We start from the raw sequence: 25,108 nt of genomic DNA on the forward strand, positions 1-25,108 counted from the left end.
CACGGTCCCGCCGGCCGCGGCGTCCGAATCTGCCTTCCCCGCAAGCCATCCCCACGCACACCATCAAGGAGAGAACCATGACCAACCCCGACTCCCCCGTCGCCATCGTCACCGGAGCCGGCGGCGGCATCGGCGCCGCCACCGTCCGCGAGCTCGTCGCACGCGGATTCCGGGTCAGCGCAGTCGATCTCGACGAAGCCGCGGTCACCGCACTGGCCGAAGAACTCGGTGACGCCGTCCTGGCCGTCGGCGCTGACGTCTCCACCGCGGACGGCGTGGACGGCTATGTGCGCGCGACCCGGGAACGGTTCGGCCGGATCGATCACCTGCACAACAACGCCGGTATCGAGGGCCGCGCGTCGAGTATCGACTCCGGCGATCCCGCCCAGTTCGCCCGGGTGCTGAGCATCAACGCGGGCAGCGTCTATCTGGGAATGCGGGCGGTCCTGCCGGTCCTGTACGCGCAGGGCAGCGGAACGATCGTGAACACCGCCAGCCAGGCCGGCGTCGAGGGCGTGGCCAATCTCGCGCCGTATGTTGCCAGCAAGCACGCCGTCGTCGGCCTGACCCGCACCGCGGCCATCGAGGCCGGGCCGCACGGGGTCCGGGTCAACGCCGTGGCACCGGGCCAGATCGCCACCCGCATGATCGAAAGCCTGAAGGAGCAGTGGGGCGACGCCGACGCGATGCAGCAGCAGCTCACCGCACTCATCCCGCTCGGCCGTTTCGGCGCACCGGAGGAGATCGCCAAGTCCGTGGCCTGGCTGATGTCCGACGACGCCTCGTTCATCAACGGCGCCGTCCTTACGGTCGACGGCGGCACGACGGCGTAACGCACCACGGCACAGCCCTGGTGGGATCATCGATGGTCCCACCAGGGCTTTGCCGTGCGTCAGCACCGGCCGGAACTGTACTGGACCCTGATCCGCTCCCGATACTCACCCGGTGTCATGCCGTAGGTGGTCTTGAACAGCCGGGAGAAGTGGGCGGGGGCGGGCAGGCCGTTGGTGGCGCCGATCGCGGCGACACCACGATGACGGAGCGACGGGTCGGCGAGGTCGCTGTGGCAGCGTTCGAGACGCCGACGACGGATGTAGCCGGCGACGGTCTGGCCGTCGGTGGCGAACAGACGTTGCAGATAGCGCACGGACACATGGTGTTTCGCCGCCACCGCGGCCGGGCACAGCTCCGGGTCGGCCAGGTGGCGTTCGATGTAGGCACGGGCGGACACCGTGATCGTGTCCGCACAACCGAGCGGCTCACCGGGCACGTGAGCGCGCACGGTCGCACTCACCAGATCGGCGACGGCGTCGGCGATCAACGGGCTTTCCGGTGGCGCTGAACCGGTCACACGATCAGGGAATTGGTGCCGGAGCGAGCTGAGGACCGCCATCAGCAGCGCGCCGGTTCCCGACGCCGACGCGACCGTACGAACAGTTCCGGACCGCAGCTCGGACTCGTTGACCCGCAATGCGCTTCGCGGCACCACGGCCACCAGCATCGAGAACGGGTCGGTCATCGCGAGTTCGTATCGTTCGCTGGTGTCGTAGACGGCGATGTCGCCGGGACCGAGCAGTGCCTCCCGGTCCCGTTGCCGCACCACCGAATGCCCGCTCAGCTGCACACCCACCTTGATGACGCCCGGGTCGGCGCGTTTGATGGTCGCCGCCGACCTCCGCACCCGGACCCGGCCGCCGGCGACCTCCGAGAGCCGGAGATCACCGACGGCCACATCGGCCAGCCCGCCGCGGAACGACCCCGCCGTACCCGCGTCGGGTTCGGCCTTCAAGGGCACGAACGTCGTCGAGATGCCCTCGCACCATTCGTCAAAGGTGAGTCCACGCAACGACTGTGCGCGGCCGGTGTCGACGGCGGTCATGACCGGTCAGTCCTTGGGCCGGTTGTCGACCCGCCGGCGCGCCTTTCCGGTTGAACGTTGCAGCGACCCCGGCTCGGCGATCTCGACATCGACGGTCACACCGATCTTGTTCTTGATCAGGCGCTTCAACGACGCCGTCGCCGCCTGCTGCGCATCCGCACTCGCATCGGGCCTCGGCTCCACCTTCACGGTGAGCGTGTCCATCCGGCCCTTGCGGTCGATGACGCACTGGAACTGCGGGGCCAGGGCCGCCTCCGTGAGGATGAGTTCCTCGATCTGCGTGGGGAACAGGTTCACCCCGCGCAGGATGATCATGTCGTCGTCGCGGCCGGTGATCTTCTGGATCCGGCGCATCGAGCGGGCCGTGCCCGGCAGCAGCCGGGTCAGATCGCGGGTGCGGTAACGGATGATCGGCATCGCCTCCTTGGTGAGGGAGGTGAACACCAACTCGCCTTCCTCCCCGTCCGGCAGTACCTCGCCGGTGATCGGGTCGATGATCTCCGGGTAGAAGTGGTCCTCCCAGATGTGCAGGCCGTCCTTGGTCTCCACGCATTCCTGCGCGACCCCCGGACCCATCACCTCGGACAGCCCATAGATGTCGACCGCGTCGATGCCGAGGGTGTCCTCGAGTTCGCGACGCATCTTCTCCGTCCACGGTTCGGCCCCGAACACACCTGTGCGCAGCGAGGTTTCGGCCGGGTCGATACCGGCGGCGACCATCGCGTCGACGATGGTGAGCATGTATGACGGGGTGACCATGATGGCGTCGGGTTTGAAGTCGCCGATCAGCTGGATCTGCCGTTCGGTCATCCCACCCGACATCGGGATCACGGTGCAGCCCAGGCGCTCCGCGCCGTAGTGGGCACCGAGGCCACCGGTGAACAGGCCGTACCCGTAGGCGACGTGCACCTTGTCGCCGGGGCGCACACCCGCGGCGCGCAGGCTCCGCGCCACCAGATCGGCCCAGTTGCTCAGGTCATTGGCGGTGTAGCCGACCACCGTGGGCCGGCCGGTGGTGCCCGACGAGGCGTGCAGGCGGGACACCTGATCCTGGGGCACGGCGAACATCCCGAACGGATAGTTGTCCCGCAGATCGGTTTTCGCGGTGAACGGGAACAGCCGCAGGTCGGCGAGCGACTGCAGGTCGCTGGGGTGAACCCCCCTCTCGTCGAACGCTTTCCGGTAGTGCGCGGTGTGGTCGTAGGCGTGCTGCAACGACCAGCGCAGCCGGTCCAGTTGCAGGGCCGCGATCTCATCGCGCGAGGCGAATTCGATGTCGGCGGCGTCGGGGGTGGTGGGGGACGAAAGTGTGCCGGTCATGGCTGGGCTCCAGGGGCGGGAGGAAACAATGGTGGTGGATGGTTCAGGCGTCGAAGTCGACGGTGACGGTGCCGGAGACGGGGAAGGCCTGGCAGGTGAGCACGAATCCCGCGTCGACCTCGGAGTCTTCGAGGGCGTAGTTGCGGCGCATGTCCACCTCGCCGCAGGTGACCTTGGCGCGACAGGTTCCGCACACCCCGCCCTTGCAGGCGAACGGCAGGTCCGAACGGAGATCCTCGCCGGTGTCGAGCAGGCTCTCGTCGCGGGAGACGCTGCCGGAGACGGATCGGCCGTCAAGGACGATGGTGACCTCGCTGGTGGGTCCGGTGACGCCGGGCTCGACGTGCCGGTCCATCGGCGGCGGGGTGGCCTCCACGTAGAACAGTTCGAAGTGGATGCGGTCGCGACTGACCCCGCGTGCGGTCAGCAGGTCGCGGGCCGCCTCGACCACGCCGAGCGGGCCGCACAGCCAGAAGTGGTCGATGTCGTCGGTGGGCACGACATCATCGAGGAGTGCTTCGAGACGTTCCTTGTCGAGGCGGCCGCTGAACAGTTCGACCTCGCGTGGTTCCCGGGACAGCACATGGATGATGTCCAGGCGCCCGCCGTACTGATCCTTGAGGTCGGCGAGCTCTTCGGCGAACATGACCGACTTCGTCTTGCGGTTGCCGTAGATGAGCGTGACCTGCGACTCGGGGTTGGTCAGCATCGAGCTCGCGATCGAGAGCATCGGCGTGATCCCGGACCCGGCGGCGATCAGCAGGTGCCGGCCACCGGCGGCGGGGTCGGCGGAGAAGGTGCCGTCGGGCGGGGCGACCTCGATCCGGTCACCGGCACGCACATCGCGGACGAGCCAGGTGGAGAACAGGCCGCCGTTGACCTCCCGGACCCCCACCCGCGGCGCGGTACCCGCCGGGGCGCAGATCGAGTAGCTGCGCCGGTGCTCGACGCCGTCGACGACACGCCGCAGGGTGAGCGTCTGTCCGGGCCGGAAGTCGTAGAGATCGCCGAGGTCGTCGGGGACGGCGAAGCGCACGGCGACGGCGTCGTCACAGAGCGGCTCGACGTGGTCGACGGTCAGCGCGTGAAAGTCGCGGTTGCGGCCGGCGGCCGGGGCCGCGGCGGTTGCCGTGGGGCTGCTGGGGCTCATCGGATCAGATCTCCTTGACGTGATCGAACGGTTCCGCGCAGGCCAGGCACCGGTAGTGCGCCTTGCACAGGGTTGCGCCGAACTCCGAGACGAGTTGGGTGTCCGGGGATCCGCATTGGGGACAGGCGACGGATCGGGGCCGGGTGGTGAGGGTGAGCGGGATGGGGCCGTCGGCGCGGCGGGGCGCGGCGCCCGGCGGTGAGTAGCCGGCCTCGACGAGTTTGCGGCGGCCGGCGTCGGTGATCCAGTCGGTGCTCCACGCCGGGGTGAGGCTGGTGCGGATCTCGACGTCGGCGTATCCGGCGGCGGCGAGCGCGTGGGTGATGCTGTCGCGGATCTCGACCATCGCCGGGCAACCCGAGTAGGTGGGCGTGATGGTGACGATGACGGTGCCGCCGGATTCGGTGACCGAACGCACCATCCCGAGGTCGGCGAGGGTGACCATCGGCATCTCCGGATCGAGCACCGAGGACACCACGCCTTCGGGACCAGCCACGCCTTCGGGACCAGCCATGGCGGCGGGAGAGACGATTGTCGGGCAGGTCATCTCACCACACCCCCTCGGGATTGGCGCGGGCCACGCTCTGGGTCTCGGCCAGGATGTAGCCCATCCACTCGGTGTGTGCCCCCTCGCGGCCCGCGCGCCCGCCGGTGCGGCCGATGCTCGGCCCGGCCGGCAATGCGGTCTCGGCGGCGTGCAGCACTTGCTCGATGACCTGGTCGAACTCCTCGCGCACGGTGCGCGGGTCGACCGCGACACTGGCGGCGGCCAGGTCGAGTTCGGTGGCGGTCGGCACGAACAGTTCGGCGGCGTACGGCCACACCCGGGCCAGCCCGTCGGCGAGACGCCGCGCGGATTCGGTGGTGCCGCAGCCGAGGGTCACCACCCACCGGGCGGCGTAGTCGCGGTGGTAGGTGAGCTCCTTGACGCCCTTGTCGGCGACGGCCGCCAGCACCGGGTCGCCGGAGGTGCGCAGCCGGTCGAAGACGGCCAGGCGCCACGTCGAGAAGATCAGCAGCCGCGCCATGCTCTGCGCGAAGTCACCGTTGGGCAGTTCGGTGAGCCGGACATTGCGGAAGTCCTGCTCGTCCCGGAAGAACGCCAGCGCGTCCTCGGCCGGGGCGGGCGAGGTCTCGGAGACGACGGGGACGACGCCGGCATCGGCGGTCGCCGCCCGCGCCAGCAGCAACCGCGCTTGGCCGAGCAGGTCGAGGCTGATGTTGGCCAGTGCCATCTCTTCTTCGAGTTCGGGTGCGTGCGTGCACCATTGGGCCAGCCGGTGGGCGCTGACGAGGGCGTCGTCGCCGAGCATCAGGCAGTAGGCGGCGAGTTGGGCGCCGTCGACACCGTCCGGCAGGGTGGTGTCGACGCCGGCGAGCGGGTCGTCGAAGCTGGTGCCGAATGCCCACTGGCCGTGGGTGGTCGGGTCGTCGAGTCCCTGATATGCGTTGTCGTGATCGATCATCGTGGCTTCTCCCCTCTCACATGTGCGGGACGTTGTCGGGGATGTCGTAGAACGTGGGGTGCCGGTACACCTTGTCGCCGCTGGGGGCGAAGAACGGGTCCTTTTCCGACGGGCTGGTGGCGATGATGTCGCCGGCCTTGACCACCCAGATGCTCACGCCTTCGTTGCGGCGGGTGTACACGTCGCGGGCGTGCCGCAGTGCCATCTGGTCATCGGCCGCGTGCAAGGATCCGACGTGGACGTGGTTGAGTCCGCGCTTGCCGCGCACGAACACCTCGTACAGGGGCCATTCGGCCTTCGTTGTGCTCATCAGTTGGTCTCCTGTTCTTCACGAGCCGCGAAGGCAAGTGCCGCATCGCGTACCCATTGGCCGTTCTCGTGTGCCTCGCGACGGACCGCGATCCGTTCGAAGTTCATGGCGCCGTTGCCTTTCACCACGTCCATGAACTCGCTCCAGTCGGGTTCGCCGAAGTCGTAGTGCCCGCGGTCGGGGTTCCAGACCAGGTCGGGGTCGGGGAAGGTGACCCCGAGCACCTGGGCCTGCGGGACGCTCATGTCGACGAACTTCTGGCGCAGTTCGTCATTGGTGTGGCGTTTGATGCCCCACGCCATCGACTGCTCGGTGTTGGGCGACTGATCGTCGGGCGGGCCGAACATCATCAGCGCAGGCCACCAGAACCGGTTCACCGACTCCTGCACCATGGCGCGCTGCGCGTCGGTGCCGCGCATCATCGTCGTGAGCAGTTCGTAGCCCTGGCGCTGATGGAACGACTCCTCCTTGCAGACCCGGATCATCGCCCGGCCGTACGGCCCGAAAGAGCTGCGGCACAGGGGGACCTGATTGCAGATGGCCGCGCCGTCGACCAGCCACCCGATGGTGCCGACGTCGGCGAAGCTCAGCGTCGGGTAGTTGAAGATCGACGAGTACTTCTGCTTGCCGGCGATCAGCTTGTCGGTCAGTTCCGCCCGGTCGGCACCGAGGGTCTCGGCTGCCGAGTACAGGTACAGCCCGTGGCCGGCCTCGTCCTGCACCTTGGCTGTGAGGATGGCCTTGCGGCGCAGCGACGGCGCCCGCGTGAGCCAGTTCCCTTCCGGCTGCATCCCGATGATCTCCGAGTGCGCGTGCTGGGCGATCTGGCGGATGAGGGTCTGACGGTAACCCTCGGGCATCCAGTCGCGCGGTTCAATGCGCTGATCGCGCGCGATGGTGCTCTCGAAATGGGTTGTCAGGTCGTCATGCTCATCGGCACTTATGGCATGTGACGTGGACATATAGCCTCTTTTCAATACCGACTGTTCGGTCGGTAATAGTATGCGTGAAAGTGGACCTCGGCACAAGGTTTTTCGAGAAACCGGCTCCGTTCAGCGGCCGGCGAACTCCGGTGCGCGTTTGGCGAGGAAGGCGTCGACGGCGGCCTTGTGGTCGGCGGTGGACCCGAGCAGAGCCTGCGCGAGCGCCTCCCTGTCGAGGGCGTCCGACAGTCCCGTGTCGGAGGCGCGGACCAGCTGTTTGACCTGCGTGTAGGCGACGGTCGGGCCGGCGGCGAGTCGGGCGGCGATCTCGTGTGCGGTCGACGCGACGAGTTGGTCGTCGACGACGCGGTGGACCAGGCCCCAGTCGGCGGCCTGCTGTGCGGTCACCTTGTCACCGAGCAGCATCAGGCCCATCGCCCGGCTCGGCCCGAGCGCGGCCACCAGGGTGTGGCTCAGTCCCGAGTCACTGGCGAGACCGATCCCGGTGAAGGCGGTCGCGAAACTCGCCGAGCCGGCGGCGATCCGGATGTCGGCAGCCAGCGCCAGTCCGAGTCCCGCGCCCACGCAGGCGCCCTGGATCCCCACGACCACCGGCACTGCGATGTCGCGGACCGCGCGGATCAGCGGGTTGTAATGCTCGACGACGGTGTCCATGGCGGTCGACGGGTCGGCCTCCAGCGCCGCCACGTGCTCACCCAGGTCCTGGCCGACGCAGAAGTTGCGCCCGTTCGCGGTGAGCAGCACCGCACGCACCGCGGGATCGGCACCGGCAGCCGTGACAGCCTCCGCCAGAGCCACTTTCGTGGTGGCATCCAGCGCGTTGTGGGCCTTGGGCCGGTCGAGGGCGATGGCGGCGAGGCCGTCGGTGATGGTGAGGGTCGCGGTCATCGCGCACCGTCCTTCCAGTCGAAGAAACCTGTTCCGGTCTTGCGGCCGAGTTCGCCGCGGGCCACCTTGTCGCGCAACAACTGCGGTGGTTCGAATCGCGGCCCGAGGGTTGCGGTGAGATGTTCGGCGATGGCCAGCCGGACGTCGAGGCCGACGAGGTCGGTGGAGCGCAGCGGGCCCATCGGATGCCGGTAACCCAGCTCCATCGCCTTGTCGATGTCGGCGGCCGAGGCCACCCCCTCCTCCAGCATGCGGATCGCCTCCAGACCCAGGCACACGCCGAGGCGGCTGGTGGCGAATCCCGGGGCGTCGTTGGCCAGGACATCGGACTTGCCGAGCGCGGCGACCCAGGCCTGCGCGGCGGCGACGGTGTCGTCGGAGGTGGCCGGCGCCCGCACCAGTTCCACCAGCGTCGACGCGGGTACGGGGTTGAAGAAGTGCATGCCGAGGAACCGGTCGGGCCGCCGGAGCGCCTCGCCGAGGCCCGCGATGGACAGCGAGCTGGTGTTGGACGCCAGAATCGCGGCGTCGGCAACCTTGCCCTCCACGGCGGTGAGTACACCGACCTTGAGAGCAGCGTCCTCGGGAACCGCCTCGACCACGAGGTCGAGGCCCTTGGGGAGATTGTCGATCGCATCGACCACCGACACCCGGGCCAGCACCTCCGTGGGCTCGGCGCCGTCGAGTTTGCCGCGTTCGTGTGCCCGGTCCAGGCCGGTCTTCACCCGGCCGAGGGCGGCCTGCGGGTCGTGGGTCTCCACGACGGTGACCGCCGACCCGAGCTGGGCGAAGGACTGCGCGATACCCGCGCCCATCCGCCCGCCACCGATCACACCCACCCTGGGCGCTGTTGTGCTCATTGCTTCCTCACTCTTCACTTGTTGTCTGGTGTGGTGCGCGCGCCCCGCTCCAGGAACGCGGTCATCCGGTGACGTTTGTCGTCGGTGCCGAACAGCACGGCCTGCGCGATGTCGTTGACCCACGGGTGACTGCCCGGGGCGTCGACGATGGTCTTGGCCAGCCGGATCGCCAGCGGAGCCTGCGCGACGATGCGGTCCACCACCGCATGGGCGGCGGCGAGCGGGTCGTCGGTGATCTCCATGACCAGTCCGTGACGTAGCGCGGCCTCGGCATCGAGCCGGTGCCCGGCGAGAATCACCTGCTTGGCCACCGATGCGCCGACGAGCTCGGGCAGCCGGTAGGTCGCACCGGCCGCGGCGAGGATGCCGAGCCCGGGTTCGGGATTGCCGAACACCGCGGTGGCCGAGGCGATCCTGATGTCGCAGGCGTAGGCGAGTTCGGCTCCGCCGCCGAGCGCGTAGCCGGAGATCGCCCCCACCACCGGCATCGGCAGCGCGGCCACCCGGTCGAACAGGGTGCGGTTGATGCCGGCAAGCGCTTCGTTCAGCCCGCGTTCGCGGAGTTCGCCGATGTCGGCACCGCCGGCGAAGTGGTCGCCCCGGCCCACCAGGATGAGCGGTCGGGGGTCACGCTCGATCGCGGTGCACACCTGGTGCAGTTCGCCGATCATCGCGGCATTGATGGCGTTGCGCCGCTCGGGCCGATCGAGGGTGACGATGTACCGGTCCTCGAGTTGGTCGAACGCGACAGTGGTCAACTCGGGGGCTGTGATCTCAGGGGCTGTCATGTGGTTTGGCTCACTTTCGTTTGTACGACAATAACCGACCATTCGGTCTGTATCAAGAGGTTGAGTCGTCTGCCCCTAGCCGATCGCCACCGGGATGCGAGGATGAACCCATGAGCACGCCTCCCGTGACCCGACGCACCGGCCGCCCCGGACGGCCCGGATACGACCTCGACTCGCTGCTGGCCGTGGCGGTCAAGGTGTTCAACGAGAAGGGTTACGACGGCACCAGCATGGACGTGCTCGCCGACCGTCTCGGGCTGAGCAAGTCGTCGATCTATCACCACGTGTCCGGCAAGCAGGAGCTGCTCGAACTGGCGCTCAACCGCGCGCTCAACGCCCTCTTCGCCGCCACCACCGAGTCCCAGACCACCGAGGGCCCCCACATTGATCGCCTGGAACACCTGGTCAGACGCAGTGTGGAGATCCTGGTCGCCGAACTTCCGTACGTGACACTGCTGCTGCGGGTACGCGGCAACACCGCCGTCGAGCGGCGCGCACTGGCGCGCAGGCGCGAGTTCGACACCTTCGTCTCGGATCTGGTCACCGCCGCCGCCGAGGAGGGAGACCTCGATCCGGAGGTCGATCCGGCGCTGGTCGCCAGACTCCTCTTCGGCACCGTCAACTCTCTGATCGAGTGGTACCGGCCGCGCACGGGCGCCACTCCCGACGCCGTCGCCGACACCCTGATCGCGATGACCTTCCACGGCCTGCGCCGCTCCTAGCTCGGTCGGCCCTTGACAAATCACGCCGCTTCCGGCGATCGTAATTACCGACCGAATGGACGGTAGAGGGAGTTCCCGTGAGCAATCTGTTGCAAAGTTACGTCGAAGGCCGCTGGGTGTCGCCCGGCGATGAGGGCACGCCGTTGCTCAGCGCGGTGGACGGTCACGAGGTGGCCCGGATCTCCTCGTCGGGAGTCGATCTGGCGGCGATGGTCGACTACGCGCGCCGGGTCGGCGGACCCGCCCTGGCCGCACTGACCTTCCACGAGCGGGCCGCGCTGCTCAAGCAACTGGGCATGACACTGATGGCGGGCAAGGCCGAGTTCTACGAGCTGTCCCGGCACACCGGGGCCACCGACCGTGATTCGGCCGTCGACATCGACGGCGGCTTCGGCACCGTCCTGAGCTATTCGAGCAAGGCCCGCCGCGAGCTGCCCAACGACACCATCTGTCTCGACGGCGACATCGAACAGCTCGGCAAGAAGGGCACCTTCCTCGGGCAGCACATCTACACCTCGCGGCGGGGAGTTGCCGTGCAGATCAACGCCTTCAACTTCCCGGTGTGGGGTTTCCTGGAGAAACTGGCACCCGCGTTCATCGCCGGTGTGCCCTCGATCATCAAGCCCGCCAGCCAGACCGCATATCTCACCGAACTCGTCTTCCGGCGCATCATCGAAAGCGGCATCCTGCCCGAGGGTTCGGTGCAGCTGCTGTGCGGCAGCGCCCGCGACCTGCTCGATCATCTCGACGGCCAGGATTCGGTGGCCTTCACCGGGTCCGCCGACACCGCGGCCACCCTGCGCGCCCACCCCACCGTGGTGTCGAGCGGGCTGCGATTCACCGCCGAGGCCGACTCGCTCAACTGCTCGATCCTGGGCCCCGATGTGAGCACCTCCGATCCCGAATTCGACTTGTACGTCAAGCAATTGGTCACCGAGATGACGGTGAAGGCGGGCCAGAAGTGCACCGCCATCCGGCGAGCGCTGGTCCCGGAGAACCTCGTCGACGACGTCATCCGGGCGGCATCGGAGCGGCTGGCCGCGATCACCGTGGGCAACCCGGCCGACGAGTCCGTGCGGATGGGCGCCCTGGCCGGCATCGATCAGCGCGACGAGGTGCTGAAATCGATTCGCGCACTCACCAAGTCGGCGACCATCGTGTTCGGTGACCCGGACTCGGTCGAGGTGGTCGGCGCCGACGCCGTCTCGGGTGCGTTCTTGTCCCCCATCCTGCTGCACGCCGCGGACAAGACGGCCCCCGAACCGCACGACATCGAGGCCTTCGGGCCGGTGTCGACGATCATCGGCTACTCCGACGCCGCCGACGCGGTGGCCCTGGCCGCCCGCGGCAAGGGCAGCCTGGTCGCCTCCCTGGTCACCAAGGATGCCGAGCTCGCGGGTGAGATCGTGCGCGGCCTGGCCCCGTTCCACGGCCGGGTGCTGGTGCTCAACTCCGAGGATGCCCGCGAATCCACCGGCCACGGCTCCCCGCTGCCGGTGCTGGTGCACGGCGGCCCCGGTCGCGCCGGCGGCGGCGAGGAACTCGGCGGTATCCGCGGCGTGCTGCACCACATGCAGCGCACCGCCGTCCAGGGCACCCCCGATGTCCTGACAGCCACCGGACGCCGCTGGGTGACCGGCGCGCGCCGGGTGCAGGGTGAGACGCACCCGTTCCGGAAAGACCTGGGCGAGTTGCGGATCGGTGACACCATCGTCGGCGGGCCGCGGCAGGTGACCCGCGCCGACATCGACCACTTCGCCGAGTTCACCGGCGACACGTTCTACGCGCACACCGATCCCGAAGCGGCGGCGGCCAATCCGCTGTTCGGTGGGATCGTCGCCCACGGCTATCTCGTGGTGTCCCTGGCGGCGGGCCTGTTCGTCGACCCGGCGCCGGGGCCCGTGCTGGCCAACTTCGGCGTCGACAATCTGCGCTTCCTGACCCCGGTGAAGGCCGAGGACTCCCTCACCGTCACGCTGACCGCCAAGCAGATCACGCCCCGGCAGAGCGCAGACTACGGTGAGGTGCGCTGGGATGCGGTGGTGACCAACCAGAACGACGAGCCCGTCGCCGCGTACGACGTGCTCACCCTGGTGGCCAAGCCGGCGGCGTCGGCATGACCGGACCCGGGGTCGCGGGCGATCACCCGATCGCCCGCACGATGTTCGCCGAGGACGAGGCCTCGCGCGCACTCGGCATCGAGCTCCTCGAGCTCGGTCCCGGGTTCGCCCGCACATCGATGCGGGTGACCTCGCAGATGGTCAACGGGCACGGGATCACCCACGGCGGTTACGTGTTCATCGTCGCCGACACCACGTTCGCGCTGGCCTGCAACAGCCACGACGACTCCGCCGTCGCCGCACGCGCCGACATCCGGTTCCTGCGTCCCACCCGCGAGGGCGACCTGCTGGTGGCCACCGCCCGGGAGCAGGCCCGCTTCGGCCGCAACGGCATCTACGACGTCACTGTCACCGTCGGCGACAAGGTGGTCGCCGAGTTCCGCGGCGACAGCCGCACCATCCCCGCTCCCGCGTAACCATCTCCTTCGACGCTGAACGGATCCGTTTGGCGTCGAAGGAATCCATTACGCGGGAACCGATTCAGCGGGGCAGACCGGCGAAGAAGTCGCGGGTTACCGCGACCGCGTTGTTGGAGTCGCCGCCGCCTACGACGAGGGTGGCGAAGGCGATGTCGCCGCGATAGCCGGCGAACCAGGCGTGCGAACCGCCCGCAAACTCGGCCTCACCGGTCTTGCCGTATACCTCGCCCATGCCATTGATCAGGTCGGCGGTGCCACCGGTGACCACTGCGCGCATCATCGACCGCAGTTGTGTGATCACCTCCGGGGCGATGGCGGCTTTGCCGCCGCCGGTGACGACCGTCGGTTTGCCGCGGATCAGCTGCGGCACCGGCGCCTTACCGCCGCGGGCGACCGTCGCGGTGGCCAGCGCCAGACCGAGCGGGCTGACCAGGACCTTGCCCTGGCCGAAACCGTCCTCGGTGCGCTCGACCAGGTCCGAGGCGATCGGCACCGACCCGGACACCGAGTCGAGACCGGCGATCTTGTAGTCCGGTCCGATGCCGAGCGACGCCGCGGTCTCCGGCAGATCCGACGGCCCCATCTGACTGGCGAGTTTGGCGAAACTGGTGTTACAGGATGCGGCGAAGGCCTGCAGCATCGACACCGTGCCCAACGCGAATCTGTTGTAGTTGGGAACGGTGCGCGGGCCGATCTCGATCTCCCCAGGACACGGCACGAGTGTGTCCGGGTGTGCCATGTTCATACGGATGGCGGTGGTTGCGGTGATGATCTTGAACGTCGATCCGGGCGGGAACAAGCCCGTGGTGGCGATCGACCCCTGCCTGTCGGCGAGCGGATTCTGGGCGATCGCCAGGATCCGGCCTGTGGAGGCCTGCAGCACCACCATCGCGATCGGGAACCGGCCGCTGGCGTTCACCGCACGCTGGGCGGAGTTCTGCTTGGACCGCGACAGCGTCAACGACACCGCCGGCGCCGGTTGCGGTGCGTGATCGGCGAGAACACCGGTCTGCATGCCGTTGGCGTTGGTGGTGACCACCCGCCACCCGGGCTTGCCCTCGACCTCGGCGCTGACGAGTTTGCGCACCTCCGACAGCAACGCCGGGGCGAATGACCGGTCCTTGGCGACGAGTTCGGACTGTTCGTTGGTGACCACGCCGGGGATGGCGAGCTGATCGCGGATCCGGTTGAACTGCTCCTCGGTGATCCGCGCGATCGGGTACGCACCGTCGGCGGCGGTCGACTTCTCGGTGATGGTCTGCACCGACAGGCCCGGCGCGTACGGCCGCAGCGCGGCGACCAGGGATGTCACCGAGTCGACGACGTTGCCGCTCTGCGCGGCGGCTTTGGCGTCGAAGTTGACCCCGATGAGGGTGCCGTCGACCATCACCTCCGAACCGTCCGACTCGTTGACCGTGGCCCGCGGCGCCGACGTCGTCTCCAGCAGCAACCGCTGATTGCGGCCCAGGTCCGGGTGCAGATTGGTCGAGGCCCAGCGCACGGTCCAGCCCTGCGTCGACTTGGCGACCTTGACCGTCGCCGGATATTGCCAGGTCTGGCCGCCTGCGAGCTTCCAGGTGTAGGTGACGTCGATGTCGGCGTTGTCGGCGGTGGTACGGGCGTGCCCACTCGACGTCGACACCTTCTCCGCGGCCAGACCCTGCCACACCTGCTCGATACCGGCGCGGGCCAGGGCGGGATTGTCGGTGAGTGCCGACGCCTTGCCGACGTCGCGGGCGTCGAAGGCCTCCAGGTAGCGGTCGAGAGCCTGCCTCGGACCGTCGTCGGTGCCCGAACATCCGACCACGCTCGTCACCACAAGCAGGATCACCGCGGCTATCACCGCACCGAAGAGTTTCCGCCGCACCATTACCGCAGATTGTAGGGGTCCGGCGCTCGACACAGCGCAGGCACACCGGGCCGGTCGTCCCCAAACATGTTCCTCACGCCACTAGAGTCCAGGTGGTGACCGCCACACGCGATGTCGACCCCGATTTCCTCGCACTGCCGCGCCACGAGCTCGCCGATGCCGCGCTGTCGGCGGCTATCGGCGCGGGCGCCTCCTACGCGGACCTGCGGCTGCACCGGCTCAGCAACGAGACCGTGCACCTGCGCGACGGGAAGCTCGAGGCCGCCGTCACCTCGGGCGAGGTGGGTTTCGCCGTGCGCGTGCTCGTCGACGGTACCTGGGGGTTCGCCTCCCATCCCGAACTCACCGCCGAGTCCGCCGCCGCGACCGCCCTGCGCGCTGTCCGGGTGGCCACCACCCTCGGGTCGCTGAACGCCGAGCGCATCGAGCTGGCCGACGAACCCGTCTACCAGGACGCGACGTGGGTGTCGACGTACCGCACAGACCCGTTCGAGGTGTCCACCGCCGACAAGGTCGCGCTACTCGGCGAGTACTCGGGGCGGCTGTTGGCCGCCGACGGTGTCGACCATGCCACCGCGGCGGTGATCTGTGTGAAGGAACAGACCTTCTACGCCGACACCTTCGGCAGTGCGATCACCCAGCAGCGGGTCCGGGTGGAGCCGCACATCGACGCCACCGCCGTCGACTCCGCCGGCGGCACCTTCGAGACGATGACGACCCTGGCACCCCCCACCGCGCGCGGCTGGGAAACCCTCACCGACGACGCGGTGTGGGACTGGACCACCGAGCTGGCGACCATGCCGGAACTGCTGGCCGAGAAGGTCAAGGCACCGAGTGTGGTCGCCGGTCCGACGGATCTGGTGATCGACCCCACCAACCTGTGGCTGACCATTCACGAATCCATCGGGCACGCAACCGAATACGACCGCGCCATCGGCTACGAGGCCGCCTACGCCGGCACCTCGTTCGCCACCCCGGACAAGCTCGGCACCATGCGCTACGGGTCGCCGGCGATGACGGTCACTGCCGACCGCACCGTCGAATACGGTTTGGCCACAGTCGGATACGACGACGAAGGCGTGGCCGCCCAGCATTGGGATCTGGTGCGCGACGGGCTGTTCGTCGGCTATCAGCTCGACCGGGTCTTCGCGCCACGGCTCGGCCTGGCCCGGTCCAACGGGTGTTCGTACGCCGACTCACCCCACCACGTCCCGATCCAGCGGATGGCCAACGTGAGCCTGGCCCCCGCCGACGAGGACACCAGCACCGACGACCTCATCGCCCGCGTCGAGGACGGCATCTACATCGTTGGCGACAAGTCGTGGTCGATCGATATGCAGCGGTACAACTTTCAGTTCACCGGCCAGCGCTTCTTCCGTATCCGCAATGGCAGGCTCGACGGCCAGCTCCGCGACGTCGCCTACCAGGCCACCACCACCGACTTCTGGAACGCGATGGAAGCGGTCGGCGGGCCGTCGACCTGGCGGCTCGGCGGTGCGTTCAATTGCGGCAAGGCCCAGCCCGGGCAGGTGGCCGCGGTCAGCCACGGTTGTCCGTCTGCGCTGTTCCGCGGGATCAACGTGCTCAACACCGCGGCAGAGGGAGGTCACCGATGATCGGGGCAACCGAGGTCGTCGACGCGGCCCTGGCGCATGCGCGGCGTCTGGGCGGTGCGGACGAAACGATCGTGATAGTCATCGACAAGGCCGAGGCATCGCTGCGCTGGGCGGGCAATTCGATGACCACCAACGGCGAATCGATGCAGCGGAGCACCACCGTCGTCTCGATCGTGCGGCGCCCCGGGCCCGCTGGTGCGGAGGCCGCTCGTGTCGGCACCGTCACCACCACCGACATCGACCCGGCGGCGATCCCCGAGGTGGTGCGCGCGTCGCAGACCGCGGCCGGGTCGGCACCACCGGCCGACGACGCGTTCGCGCTGCTCACCGGCAGCGGAGCGCCGGCGGACTGGGACGAGGCGCCCACCCAGACCGGCGCGCACGTGTTCGGCGGCATCGCGGGTGCGCTGAGCCGGGGTTTCGGCGGCACCGATCTGCTGTACGGGTTCGCGCACCACATCGTCGACACGATCTGGCTGGCCACCTCCACCGGGGTGCGGCGCCGGTTCACCCAGCCCACCGGGTCGGTGCAGATCAACGCCAAACGCGGCGACGCCAGCGCCTGGTCGGGTGTCAGCACGCCGTGGTTCGACGACGTACCCGTCGGCGCGATGCTCGACGACCTGTCGACGCGCCTGAGCTGGGCGGACCGCACCGTCGAACTGCCCGCCGGCCGGTACGAGACGCTGCTGCCGCCGTCGGCGGTCGCCGACCTGATGCTGTCGCTGAGCTGGGAGTTGGCCGGACGGGGCGCGCAGGAGGGCCGTACCGCGATGTCAGCGCCGGGCGGCGGCACCCGGGTGGGTGAAAAGCTCACCGACCTGGGTCTCACGCTGAGCTCCGATCCGGCCGCCGCCGGTCTGGAATGCGCGCCGTTCGTGTTCACCGGAGCGTCGTCGGAGATGATGTCGGTCTTCGACAACGGCCTCGACATCGGGCCCGTCGACTGGATCCGGGACGGTGTCGTCGACACCCTCGCCTATTCCCGGGCCGCGGCCGCGGAGTTCGGTGCCGCATCCGCCTCCGGTGCGTCGAACCTGCTGATGACCGGCGGTGACACCACCCTGGAGGAGATGATCGCGGGCACCGAACGCGGCCTGCTGCTGACCACTCTCTGGTACATCCGCGAGGTCGATCCCACCACCCTGCTGCTGACCGGCCTGACCCGCGACGGTGTGTACCTGATCGAGGACGGCACGGTCACCGGGGCGGTCAACAACTTCCGGTTCAACGAATCGCCGCTGGACCTGCTGCGCCGCACCACGCAGGCCGGCATCAGCGAGACCACGCTGCCCCGCGAATGGGCGGACTGGGCCACCCGGGCGCAGATGCCCGCACTGCGTGTCCCCGACTTCAACATGTCGTCGGTGAGTCAGGCGCAGTAGCCGGACCGAACTGTCAGTCGATCAGGACCGTGGCGAACGTGCCGACCTCGACGAACCCGATACGCCGGTACGCCGCCCGCGCCGGGGTGTTGAAACAGTTCACATACAGGCTGGCCGTGCGGCCACCTGCGGCGATGGCCTGCGCGACCGCGGCCGTGCCCGCCGCTCCGAGGCCCTCGCCGCGGCGCTGCGGATCCACCCACACGCCCTGGATCTGCCCTACCTTGCTCGACATCGACCCGACCTCGGCCTTGAACACGACCCGGCCGTTCTCGAACCGGGCGAACACCCGGTTGGCGGCGATCAGCGACGACAGTCTGCGCCGATAAGAGACGCCGCCGTCGCCGGCCCGCGGGTCGACACCGACCTCGCCGATGAACATGTCGATGGCAGCGGGAAGGTAGGCGTCGAGGTCATCGGGGGTGACCAGCCGCACCGCCGGATCCGGGGCGATCACCGGAGGACCGTCGAGTGCCATCAGGGGCTGATCGGCGCGCACCTCACGGGCGGGACCCCATTCGGGTACCAGGTCTTCCCAGAGCGGCGCCACGAGATCCGCCGGGCCGACAATCGAGGAACACGCCCGTGGCCGCGACAACGCGCGGTCGGCGAAGTAGGTCATGTCCGAGCGCGATCCGAGCAGTGGGATGAGGTTGGCGCCGGAAAAGCACAGCGAGGTGGACGGGTGGTCCGCGGTCCACAGCGATCCGCCCAGGAGTCGGGGGTTCAGGCCGTGTACCTCGCAGCGCGCGGCCACCATGCACATCGGCACCGGGTCGGAGGCCAGGACATCCGCCACGGCGGCCGCATCACGAAGGCCGAGCGGTCGGTGTCCCACCACGTTCAGCACGGCGACTCCTCTGTGACGATCCAGGCCGGCCGGTCACATGACCGTGACCACCGGCGGGCCGGATTCGCTGCCCTCTCCAGTGTGCCCGGATTCCTCCGCGATCCGCAGGGCTTCGTCGATCAAGGTCTCCACAATCTGCGATTCGGGCACCGTCTTGATGACCTCGCCCTTGACGAAGATCTGGCCCTTGCCGTTTCCGGACGCCACGCCCAGGTCGGCCTCGCGGGCCTCACCTGGGCCGTTGACGACGCACCCCATCACCGCGACACGCAACGGCACCTCCATGCCCTCCAGGCCGGCGGTCACCTCGTTGGCGAGTTTGTACACGTCCACCTGGGCGCGGCCACACGACGGGCACGACACGATCTCCAGTTTGCGGGGCCGCAGATTCAGCGACTGCAGGATCGCGTCGCCCACCTTGATCTCCTCGGCGGGCGGCGCCGACAACGACACCCGGATGGTGTCGCCGATACCCTCCGACAGCAGGGCGCCGAAGGCGACCGCCGACTTGATGGTGCCCTGGAACGCGGGACCGGCCTCGGTGACCCCGAGGTGCAGCGGATAGTCGCACTGGGCGGCGAGCTGACGGTAGGCCTCCACCATGATCACCGGGTCGTTGTGCTTGACCGAGATCTTGATGTCACCGAAACCGTGCTCCTCGAACAGGCTCGCCTCCCACAGGGCCGACTCGACGAGCGCCTCCGGCGTCGCCTTGCCGTACTTCTCCATCAGCCGCTTGTCGAGTGAACCGGCGTTGACGCCGATCCGGATCGGGATCCCGGCCGCACCGGCCGCCTTGGCGACCTCCTTGACGCGGCCGTCGAACTCCTTGATGTTGCCGGGGTTCACCCGCACCGCCGCGCAGCCCGCGTCGATGGCCGCGAAGATGTACTTGGGCTGGAAATGGATGTCGGCGATGACCGGGATGTTGGCCTTACGCGCGATCTCCGGCAGGGCGTCGGCGTCCTCCTGACGCGGGCACGCCACCCGCACCATGTCGCAGCCCGACGCGGTGAGCTGCGCGATCTGCTGCAGCGTCGAGTTCACGTCATGGGTCTTGGTGGTGCACATCGACTGCACCGAGATCTGATGGTCGCTGCCGACGCCGACCGAGCCGACCATGATCTGCCGGGTCTTGCGGCGGGGTGCCAGGACCGGTGGCGGCGCCGGCGGCATGCCGAGACCGATCGCCACGGGCCCACTGCCCGATTCTCCTTGCGCGACTGGGGCGTTCATGTGTTCACTTTCTTGCTGGGCTGCTACGTGGATGCGGTACCGGGTGGGTCTGGGTGGTCACCACAACCGGATCGGGTTGATGATGTCGGCTGTCACGGTCAGCACCATGAACGCTCCCATCACGATCACCACCGCGTAGGTCAACGGCATGAGTTTCATGTAGTCGACCGGGCCACCACCGGCACGGCCCATCCACCGGCGCACCGTGTCCCGGCACTTCTCGTACCCGACGACGGCCATGTGTCCACCATCCAATGGTAGTAGCGGCACCAAATTGAACGCCCCGAGGAAGAAGTTGATGGTGATCAGGAGCATGAAGAACACGCTCCACGCGCCATGCTCGGCGGCCTCGCCGCCCATCGCCGACGCCCCGTACACGCTCACCGGGGTGTCCTCCCCGCGCGGTCCGCCGGTGACCGCCGTCCACAGGTCATCGATCTTCGACGGCAACGACAACATCGCGTCCCACGTCGCGGACGCGAGGTGCCCGGTGAACTCGAACGTGCCCGGCACCGCCGACAGCACGTTGTATTTGAGAGGCGCGATGGGGTCCGGGCGGGTCAGCGTCACCCCGATCGCGCCGACCGTGACGCTCTTGAGCGTGCCGTCGGAGGTGCGCATCTTGCGTTCGACCTGGGTGACCGGGATCTGCAGCGTCAGCGTCTGCTCACCACGCAGCACCTGCACCGACGCCGAGCCCGTGGTGCGTTGGGTCGTCGAGATCAGATCGCTGTTGTTGTCGACGGTCTTGCCGTTGATGGCCACGATCCGGTCGCCCGGCCGCAGTCCAGCGGCCTCGGCCGGGGCAACCCCCGAGCACGGCAACAACTCGCCCGACGCATCCGTGGCCGACGCGACACAACTCACCTTCTCCACATGCACCGGGGCGTGGTCTGCGTCGTCGCGCAGATTGGGCAGACCGGCGAAGATCGCGACGAAATAGATGAGAACGAAGCCGAGTACGAAGTTCTGCGCCGGGCCCGCGAGCAGCACCACCAGCCGCTTCCACGGCTTCTGGCGGAACATCGCGCGGTCGCGTTCGTCCTCGGCGAGCTCGTCGTACGGGGTCATGCCGGCGATATCGCAGAAACCGCCGAACGGCAGCGCCTTCACGCCGTACTCGGTCTCACCGCGCCGCACCGACCACAGCGTGGGACCGAAACCGACGAAGTACCGCCGGACCTTCATCCCGGTGGCCTGCGCGGCCCACATGTGACCACACTCATGCCAGGCCACCGACAGCACCAGGGCGAGGGCGAAAAGCACCACGCCGAGCGCGAACATCACGGATCAGACTCCAGTTTCGTGGGCCGCGACCAGCTGTGCGGCACGATCACGGGCCCACCGATCAGCGGCGAATACCTCGTCCACACTACCGGGCGTGGTGCGCCACTGATCTGCGTCGTCGATCACGCGGGCCACCGTCTCCACGATCTGCGGGAACCTCAGTACACCGTCGAGGAAGCCCTGCGCGGCCACCTCGTTGGCGGCGTTGAACACCGCCGTCAGGCTGCCTCCCGCCTTGCCGGCACGGCGGGCCACCTCGATCGCCGGGAACACCTCGTCGTCGACCGGTTCGAACGTCCACTGCGACGCGGTGGAGAAATCACACGCCGCCGACGCCCCCGGTACCCGGTCCGGCCAGCCCAGGGCCAGCGCGATCGGCAGCTTCATCGACGGCGGCGAGGCCTTGGCGATCGTCGCACCGTCGACGAAGGTCACCATCGAGTGCACGATCGACTGCGGGTGCACCGTGACATCGATCCGGTCGTAGTCGACGCCGAACAGCAGATGCGCCTCGATCACCTCTAGCGCCTTGTTCACCAGCGTCGCCGAGTTCAGCGTGATCATCGGCCCCATCGACCACGTCGGATGCTGACCGGCCTGCTCGGGTGTGACATCCTCCAGCGCCGCCCGCGACCAGCCGCGGAACGGGCCACCCGAGGCGGTCAGCACCAACCGGTCCACCTCCCCGGCGCTACCGCCGCGCAGACACTGGGCGATCGCCGAATGCTCCGAATCGACCGGCACGATCTGCCCCGGCGCGGCCGCGTCGAGCACCAGCGCACCACCGGCCACCAGCGACTCCTTGTTGGCCAGCGCCAGCCGCGCCCCCGAACTCAACGCCGCCAGGCTCGGCGCCAGGCCGATCGACCCGACGATCCCGTTGAGCACCACATCGGCACCGGCGGCCTCGATCAGATCCACCATCGCATCGGCGCCCACATGCACACCAGCGCCGATCGCGGCGGCGAGCTCGCGGCCGGCCTCCTCACCGGCCACCGCCACCCGGCCCGGCGACAACCCCAGATCCACCACCTGCCTGCCCAGCAGATCAAGATTCCCACCGCCCGCACCGAGGCCGACCACCTCGAACCGGTCCGGGTTCGCGGCGATCACCTCCAGCGCCTGAACACCGATCGAGCCCGTCGAACCGAGGATGAGAACACGTGTGGTCACCCGACCATTGTGAACCACCCCAGCTAAGAACCACCCCAGCCCGGACCTAACCGGCCGGATGCTCCGCCCGCCAATGATCGGCGATGTCGATACGCCGCGTGATCCACACATCGTCATGCGACTGCACGTGATCGAGGAACCGCTCCAGACTCGCCAGCCGCGCCGGCCGGCCCACCAGACGGCAATGCAGCCCCACCGACAACATCTTCGGCGCACCCTCCTGCCCCTCGGCGTAGAGGACGTCGAACGCGTCCCGCAGATGCGCGAAAAACTGGTCACCCGACGGGAAACCGCCCGGTGAGGCGAACCGCATGTCATTGGTGTCCAGCGTGTACGGCACCACCAGGTGATCGACCAGCGCAGCGCCGGTGGGCACCTTCACCCAATACGGCAGATCATCGGCATAACTGTCCGAGTCATAGGCGAACCCGCCCTGCTCCACCACCAGCCGCCGCGTATGCGGAGAATCACGCCCCGTGTACCAGCCGCGCGGACGCTCCCCCGTGATCTCCGTCAGCAACTCCAGCGCCGCCACCATGTGCTCACGCTCGATCTCCTGATCGACCAGCTGATAACTCAGCCAGCGATACCCATGACAGGCGATCTCATGGCCCTTCTCCACGAACGCCGCAGCCACCTCCGGATTGCGGGCCATCGCCTGCGCCACCGCGAAGATCGTCAACGGCAGACCCCGTCGCTCGAACGTCCGCAGAATCCGCCACACACCCGCCCGCGAACCGTACTCGTACAACGACTCCATGCTCATATGCCGATTCGGGAACGACTGCGCACCGATCATCTCCGACAGGAACGTCTCACTGCCGCGGTCATTCTCGAGCACATTGTTCTCCGCCCCCTCCTCATAGTTGAGGACGAACTGCACCGCGACCTTCGCACCACCGGGCCACCGCGGATCCGGCGGCGTCTGCCCGTACCCCACCATGTCGCGCGGATACTTCTCACTGCGATAATCGGCCAACGATCTGGTGGTCTGATACATGGCCGCATTCTGTCACCAACACGGCTGCGCGGCGCGACGAGAAGGTCGCGCACCGGGCCACGACGAGTACCGCTATGCTGATCGAGAACTACTACCCCACGTCGTCGGTAAGGAGCAGTTGTGGCAAGCACCGAGGTTGAACACGAACACGTCGACACCGGTTGGACGCGCGAACCCGTCGACGCCCCCTCCGCCCGATTCGGCTGGCACGCCCGCCCCAAGCGGACCTACTTCATCGCCGGCTGGTTCTCGGTCCTGTTCCTGCTGTTCATGGGTTTCGTCGGCAACCACAAGGGCCAGGTCGAGGTCCTCTGGTCCATCGGCATCGCCGCCTGCATCGCCGTCTTCCTCATCCGCGGCCAGTTCTTCAACCGCGACCCCAAGTGGCTGCCGTGACATTGCGCCCGCTCGCAGGCTCGCGGATCGCGGGTCCTGCGGGCCAGATCGTGTGACGTGTCTCCGATGAACCTAAAAGTGCCCACCTTATCGGTGGGCACTTTTGTTTATCGCTCTTCGGCGGCCAGCTGGCCGCAGGCGGCGGCGATCTCCTGGCCTCGGGTGTCGCGGACGGTGCAGGACACGCCCTGTTCCTGGACGCGGCGCACGAACTCGCGTTCGGCCGGTTTCGGGCTGGCATCCCACTTGGAACCAGGGGTCGGGTTGAGCGGGATCAGGTTGACGTGGACCTTCGCGCCCAGGGCCTTGTGCAGCTTCTTGCCCAGCATGTCCGCACGCCACGGCTGATCATTGATGTCGCGGATCAGGGCATATTCGATCGACACCCGGCGACCGCTCGAATCCGCGTAGTAACGTGCGGCTTCCAGCACCTCCGCGACCGACCAGCGATTGTTCACCGGAACCAGGGTGTCGCGCAGCTCGTCATCCGGGGTGTGCAATGACACAGCCAACGTCACCGGAATACCCTCGTCGGCCAGCTTCCGGATGGCCGGTGCCAGACCCACCGTCGACACCGTCACCGACCGGGCGGAGATGCCGAGTCCCTCCGGCGCCGGTGAGGTGATCTGGCGGACCGCGCTCACGACCCGCTTGTAGTTGGCCAGCGGCTCACCCATACCCATGAACACCACGTTCGACAGCCGGCCCGGCTCGCCGAACTCGCCGTCCCGCAGTGTCCGGGCCGCCGCCCGGACCTGATCGACGATCTCCGCGGTCGACAGATTGCGGTCCAGACCCCCCTGCCCGGTGGCGCAGAACGGACACGCCATACCGCACCCGGCCTGGCTGGAGATGCACAGGGTGTTGCGGTCCGGGTAGCGCATCAGCACGCTTTCGAGCAGGGTGCCGTCGTGCAGCCGCCACAGCGTCTTGCGGGTGCTGCCGTCGTCGCAGCTGATCTGCCGTACCGGCGTCAACAGCGTCGGGAACAACGACTCGGCCACCGCCTGTCGCGCGGAAGCCGGTACATCGGTCATCTCCGCCACGTCGCCGTTGAGCCGGCCGTAGTACTGGCGCGCCAACTGGTTGACCCGGAACTTGGGCAGGCCCAGCTCCGCCGCCGCCGCGATCCGCTGATCGGGCTCGAGGTCGGCGAAATGCTTCGGCGGCAACCCACGCCTGGGCGCGTCGAACACGAGCGGCAAAGAAGACATTTCCCGATTGTCTCATGCCATCATGGCCGAATGACCACTCCAGAGCCCCAGCACGAAGGCCGACGACCGGTCCCTCAGGACCAATTCGATTTGCCGGACATCCCCCAACCGGGCAATTCAGGGACGGGCTACCTGCCGACCGAGGACCAACCCGGCACCCCGGCACCCGATCCCGGTGTCCCCGCCCCGCCGGTCGAGGACGCCGCCCGCCGGGG

Annotated in this window: 24 protein-coding genes; 7 read left to right on the plus strand and 17 right to left on the minus strand. The window is 68.3% G+C overall.

Going from position 1 to position 25,108, the window contains the following annotated elements; genetic code table 11:
- The first annotated feature begins 77 nt into the window (after positions 1-77).
- Positions 78-833, plus strand: coding sequence for an SDR family NAD(P)-dependent oxidoreductase (locus tag GOAMR_RS18410; protein WP_005191440.1), 756 nt, complete (start codon positions 78-80; stop codon positions 831-833).
- Positions 834-892: 59 nt separating this feature from the next.
- On the opposite strand, the gene GOAMR_RS18415 is transcribed toward GOAMR_RS18410, so the two are convergent.
- From GOAMR_RS18415 to GOAMR_RS18460, 10 genes are all read right to left on the minus strand, one after another.
- The gene (locus GOAMR_RS18415) at positions 893-1,879 is read right to left on the minus strand and encodes an AraC-like ligand-binding domain-containing protein (protein ID WP_005191441.1); all 987 of its coding nucleotides are present in this window, start codon (positions 1,877-1,879) and stop codon (positions 893-895) included.
- A 6-nt stretch (positions 1,880-1,885) separates the two neighbouring features.
- On the minus strand, positions 1,886-3,199 hold the full coding sequence (gene paaK, locus GOAMR_RS18420) for a phenylacetate--CoA ligase PaaK (RefSeq protein WP_005191443.1): 1,314 nt from the start codon (positions 3,197-3,199) through the stop codon (positions 1,886-1,888).
- Between the two features lie 43 nt (positions 3,200-3,242).
- Positions 3,243-4,349: a 1,2-phenylacetyl-CoA epoxidase subunit PaaE gene (gene paaE / locus GOAMR_RS18425; protein WP_005191451.1), complete on the minus strand. Its 1,107-nt coding sequence runs from the start codon at positions 4,347-4,349 to the stop codon at positions 3,243-3,245.
- A gap of 4 nt (positions 4,350-4,353) precedes the next feature.
- Entirely contained in the window at positions 4,354-4,863 is a 510-nt protein-coding gene (gene paaD / locus GOAMR_RS18430; protein ID WP_050942797.1) for a 1,2-phenylacetyl-CoA epoxidase subunit PaaD, read from the minus strand.
- Positions 4,864-4,897: 34 nt separating this feature from the next.
- Complete coding sequence (gene paaC, locus GOAMR_RS18435; RefSeq protein WP_005191454.1) at positions 4,898-5,815, minus strand: 1,2-phenylacetyl-CoA epoxidase subunit PaaC; 918 nt, start codon at positions 5,813-5,815, stop codon at positions 4,898-4,900.
- 16 nt (positions 5,816-5,831) lie between these two features.
- Positions 5,832-6,125, minus strand: coding sequence for a 1,2-phenylacetyl-CoA epoxidase subunit PaaB (paaB, locus tag GOAMR_RS18440; RefSeq protein WP_005191455.1), 294 nt, complete (start codon positions 6,123-6,125; stop codon positions 5,832-5,834).
- Positions 6,125-7,087 carry a 1,2-phenylacetyl-CoA epoxidase subunit PaaA gene (gene paaA, locus GOAMR_RS18445; protein WP_005191464.1) on the minus strand — a complete coding sequence of 321 codons (963 nt, stop codon included), beginning with the start codon at positions 7,085-7,087 and terminating at the stop codon, positions 6,125-6,127. Before paaA ends, paaB begins: the two co-directional genes overlap by 1 nt.
- Before the next feature lie 90 nt (positions 7,088-7,177).
- Entirely contained in the window at positions 7,178-7,957 is a 780-nt protein-coding gene (locus GOAMR_RS18450) for an enoyl-CoA hydratase-related protein (RefSeq protein WP_005191468.1), read from the minus strand.
- Entirely contained in the window at positions 7,954-8,817 is an 864-nt protein-coding gene (locus tag GOAMR_RS18455) for a 3-hydroxyacyl-CoA dehydrogenase family protein (protein ID WP_005191469.1), read from the minus strand. The genes GOAMR_RS18450 and GOAMR_RS18455 overlap by 4 nt, the downstream gene beginning before the upstream one ends.
- Before the next feature lie 14 nt (positions 8,818-8,831).
- The gene (locus tag GOAMR_RS18460) at positions 8,832-9,605 is read right to left on the minus strand and encodes an enoyl-CoA hydratase/isomerase family protein (protein ID WP_005191470.1); all 774 of its coding nucleotides are present in this window, start codon (positions 9,603-9,605) and stop codon (positions 8,832-8,834) included.
- Between the two features lie 110 nt (positions 9,606-9,715).
- On the opposite strand from GOAMR_RS18460, the gene GOAMR_RS18465 reads away from it, so the two are divergent.
- The 3 genes from GOAMR_RS18465 to paaI all read left to right on the plus strand — a co-directional run bounded on the left by GOAMR_RS18465 (position 9,716) and on the right by paaI (position 12,863).
- Positions 9,716-10,327: a TetR/AcrR family transcriptional regulator gene (locus GOAMR_RS18465; RefSeq protein ID WP_005191471.1), complete on the plus strand. Its 612-nt coding sequence runs from the start codon at positions 9,716-9,718 to the stop codon at positions 10,325-10,327.
- Positions 10,328-10,404: 77 nt separating this feature from the next.
- The gene (gene paaZ, locus GOAMR_RS18470) at positions 10,405-12,447 is read left to right on the plus strand and encodes a phenylacetic acid degradation bifunctional protein PaaZ (RefSeq protein WP_005191472.1); all 2,043 of its coding nucleotides are present in this window, start codon (positions 10,405-10,407) and stop codon (positions 12,445-12,447) included.
- Complete coding sequence (gene paaI, locus GOAMR_RS18475; protein WP_005191473.1) at positions 12,444-12,863, plus strand: hydroxyphenylacetyl-CoA thioesterase PaaI; 420 nt, start codon at positions 12,444-12,446, stop codon at positions 12,861-12,863. Before paaZ ends, paaI begins: the two co-directional genes overlap by 4 nt.
- Positions 12,864-12,927: 64 nt before the next feature.
- On the opposite strand, the gene GOAMR_RS18480 is transcribed toward paaI, so the two are convergent.
- The gene (locus tag GOAMR_RS18480) at positions 12,928-14,736 is read right to left on the minus strand and encodes a penicillin-binding transpeptidase domain-containing protein (protein ID WP_005191474.1); all 1,809 of its coding nucleotides are present in this window, start codon (positions 14,734-14,736) and stop codon (positions 12,928-12,930) included.
- Positions 14,737-14,831: 95 nt separating this feature from the next.
- On the opposite strand from GOAMR_RS18480, the gene GOAMR_RS18485 reads away from it, so the two are divergent.
- Positions 14,832-16,352, plus strand: coding sequence for a TldD/PmbA family protein (locus GOAMR_RS18485; RefSeq protein ID WP_005191475.1), 1,521 nt, complete (start codon positions 14,832-14,834; stop codon positions 16,350-16,352).
- Positions 16,349-17,737: a metallopeptidase TldD-related protein gene (locus GOAMR_RS18490; protein ID WP_005191476.1), complete on the plus strand. Its 1,389-nt coding sequence runs from the start codon at positions 16,349-16,351 to the stop codon at positions 17,735-17,737. The genes GOAMR_RS18485 and GOAMR_RS18490 overlap by 4 nt, the downstream gene beginning before the upstream one ends.
- Positions 17,738-17,750: 13 nt before the next feature.
- On the opposite strand, the gene GOAMR_RS18495 is transcribed toward GOAMR_RS18490, so the two are convergent.
- Genes GOAMR_RS18495 through puuE form a run of 5 tightly spaced genes read right to left on the minus strand, consistent with a single transcriptional unit; the run spans position 17,751 to position 23,283 of the window.
- Positions 17,751-18,587, minus strand: coding sequence for a GNAT family N-acetyltransferase (locus tag GOAMR_RS18495; RefSeq protein ID WP_005191477.1), 837 nt, complete (start codon positions 18,585-18,587; stop codon positions 17,751-17,753).
- Between the two features lie 33 nt (positions 18,588-18,620).
- A complete protein-coding gene (gene ispG / locus GOAMR_RS18500) occupies positions 18,621-19,823 on the minus strand; it encodes a flavodoxin-dependent (E)-4-hydroxy-3-methylbut-2-enyl-diphosphate synthase (protein ID WP_005191478.1) in 1,203 nt (400 codons plus the stop codon).
- A gap of 57 nt (positions 19,824-19,880) precedes the next feature.
- Complete coding sequence (locus GOAMR_RS18505) at positions 19,881-21,110, minus strand: M50 family metallopeptidase (RefSeq protein ID WP_005191479.1); 1,230 nt, start codon at positions 21,108-21,110, stop codon at positions 19,881-19,883.
- 3 nt (positions 21,111-21,113) lie between these two features.
- Entirely contained in the window at positions 21,114-22,283 is a 1,170-nt protein-coding gene (dxr, locus tag GOAMR_RS18510; RefSeq protein ID WP_005191480.1) for a 1-deoxy-D-xylulose-5-phosphate reductoisomerase, read from the minus strand.
- 46 nt (positions 22,284-22,329) lie between these two features.
- Complete coding sequence (puuE, locus tag GOAMR_RS18515) at positions 22,330-23,283, minus strand: allantoinase PuuE (protein WP_005191481.1); 954 nt, start codon at positions 23,281-23,283, stop codon at positions 22,330-22,332.
- 120 nt (positions 23,284-23,403) lie between these two features.
- Between puuE and GOAMR_RS18520 the strand changes: the two genes are divergently transcribed.
- Complete coding sequence (locus GOAMR_RS18520; RefSeq protein WP_005191482.1) at positions 23,404-23,679, plus strand: DUF2631 domain-containing protein; 276 nt, start codon at positions 23,404-23,406, stop codon at positions 23,677-23,679.
- Between the two features lie 107 nt (positions 23,680-23,786).
- Here the strand turns inward: GOAMR_RS18520 and rlmN are convergent, their stop codons facing one another.
- Positions 23,787-24,893 (minus strand): dual-specificity RNA methyltransferase RlmN, encoded by a 1,107-nt coding sequence (gene rlmN, locus GOAMR_RS18525; RefSeq protein WP_005191483.1) that lies wholly within the window; start codon positions 24,891-24,893, stop codon positions 23,787-23,789.
- Between the last annotated feature and the right edge of the window lie 215 nt (positions 24,894-25,108).

The sequence above is a fragment of the Gordonia amarae NBRC 15530 genome (assembly GCF_000241345.1).
Classification (GTDB): domain Bacteria; phylum Actinomycetota; class Actinomycetes; order Mycobacteriales; family Mycobacteriaceae; genus Gordonia; species Gordonia amarae.

What these genes read in the sequence shown, in the direction of transcription:
- GOAMR_RS18410 (WP_005191440.1), top strand. Translation starts at nt 78, where the DNA reads ATGACCAACCCCGACTCCCCCGTCGCCATCGTCACCGGAGCCGGCGGC.
- GOAMR_RS18450 (WP_005191468.1), bottom strand. Translation starts at nt 7,957, where the DNA reads ATGACCGCGACCCTCACCATCACCGACGGCCTCGCCGCCATCGCCCTC.
- GOAMR_RS18480 (WP_005191474.1), bottom strand. Translation starts at nt 14,736, where the DNA reads ATGGTGCGGCGGAAACTCTTCGGTGCGGTGATAGCCGCGGTGATCCTG.
- GOAMR_RS18415 (WP_005191441.1), bottom strand. Translation starts at nt 1,879, where the DNA reads ATGACCGCCGTCGACACCGGCCGCGCACAGTCGTTGCGTGGACTCACC.
- paaE (WP_005191451.1), bottom strand. Translation starts at nt 4,349, where the DNA reads ATGAGCCCCAGCAGCCCCACGGCAACCGCCGCGGCCCCGGCCGCCGGC.
- ispG (WP_005191478.1), bottom strand. Translation starts at nt 19,823, where the DNA reads ATGAACGCCCCAGTCGCGCAAGGAGAATCGGGCAGTGGGCCCGTGGCG.
- GOAMR_RS18490 (WP_005191476.1), top strand. Translation starts at nt 16,349, where the DNA reads ATGATCGGGGCAACCGAGGTCGTCGACGCGGCCCTGGCGCATGCGCGG.
- paaB (WP_005191455.1), bottom strand. Translation starts at nt 6,125, where the DNA reads ATGAGCACAACGAAGGCCGAATGGCCCCTGTACGAGGTGTTCGTGCGC.
- rlmN (WP_005191483.1), bottom strand. Translation starts at nt 24,893, where the DNA reads ATGTCTTCTTTGCCGCTCGTGTTCGACGCGCCCAGGCGTGGGTTGCCG.
- paaI (WP_005191473.1), top strand. Translation starts at nt 12,444, where the DNA reads ATGACCGGACCCGGGGTCGCGGGCGATCACCCGATCGCCCGCACGATG.
- paaK (WP_005191443.1), bottom strand. Translation starts at nt 3,199, where the DNA reads ATGACCGGCACACTTTCGTCCCCCACCACCCCCGACGCCGCCGACATC.
- puuE (WP_005191481.1), bottom strand. Translation starts at nt 23,283, where the DNA reads ATGTATCAGACCACCAGATCGTTGGCCGATTATCGCAGTGAGAAGTAT.
- paaC (WP_005191454.1), bottom strand. Translation starts at nt 5,815, where the DNA reads ATGATCGATCACGACAACGCATATCAGGGACTCGACGACCCGACCACC.
- paaD (WP_050942797.1), bottom strand. Translation starts at nt 4,863, where the DNA reads ATGGCTGGTCCCGAAGGCGTGGCTGGTCCCGAAGGCGTGGTGTCCTCG.
- paaA (WP_005191464.1), bottom strand. Translation starts at nt 7,087, where the DNA reads ATGTCCACGTCACATGCCATAAGTGCCGATGAGCATGACGACCTGACA.
- GOAMR_RS18455 (WP_005191469.1), bottom strand. Translation starts at nt 8,817, where the DNA reads ATGAGCACAACAGCGCCCAGGGTGGGTGTGATCGGTGGCGGGCGGATG.
- GOAMR_RS18465 (WP_005191471.1), top strand. Translation starts at nt 9,716, where the DNA reads ATGAGCACGCCTCCCGTGACCCGACGCACCGGCCGCCCCGGACGGCCC.
- GOAMR_RS18460 (WP_005191470.1), bottom strand. Translation starts at nt 9,605, where the DNA reads ATGACAGCCCCTGAGATCACAGCCCCCGAGTTGACCACTGTCGCGTTC.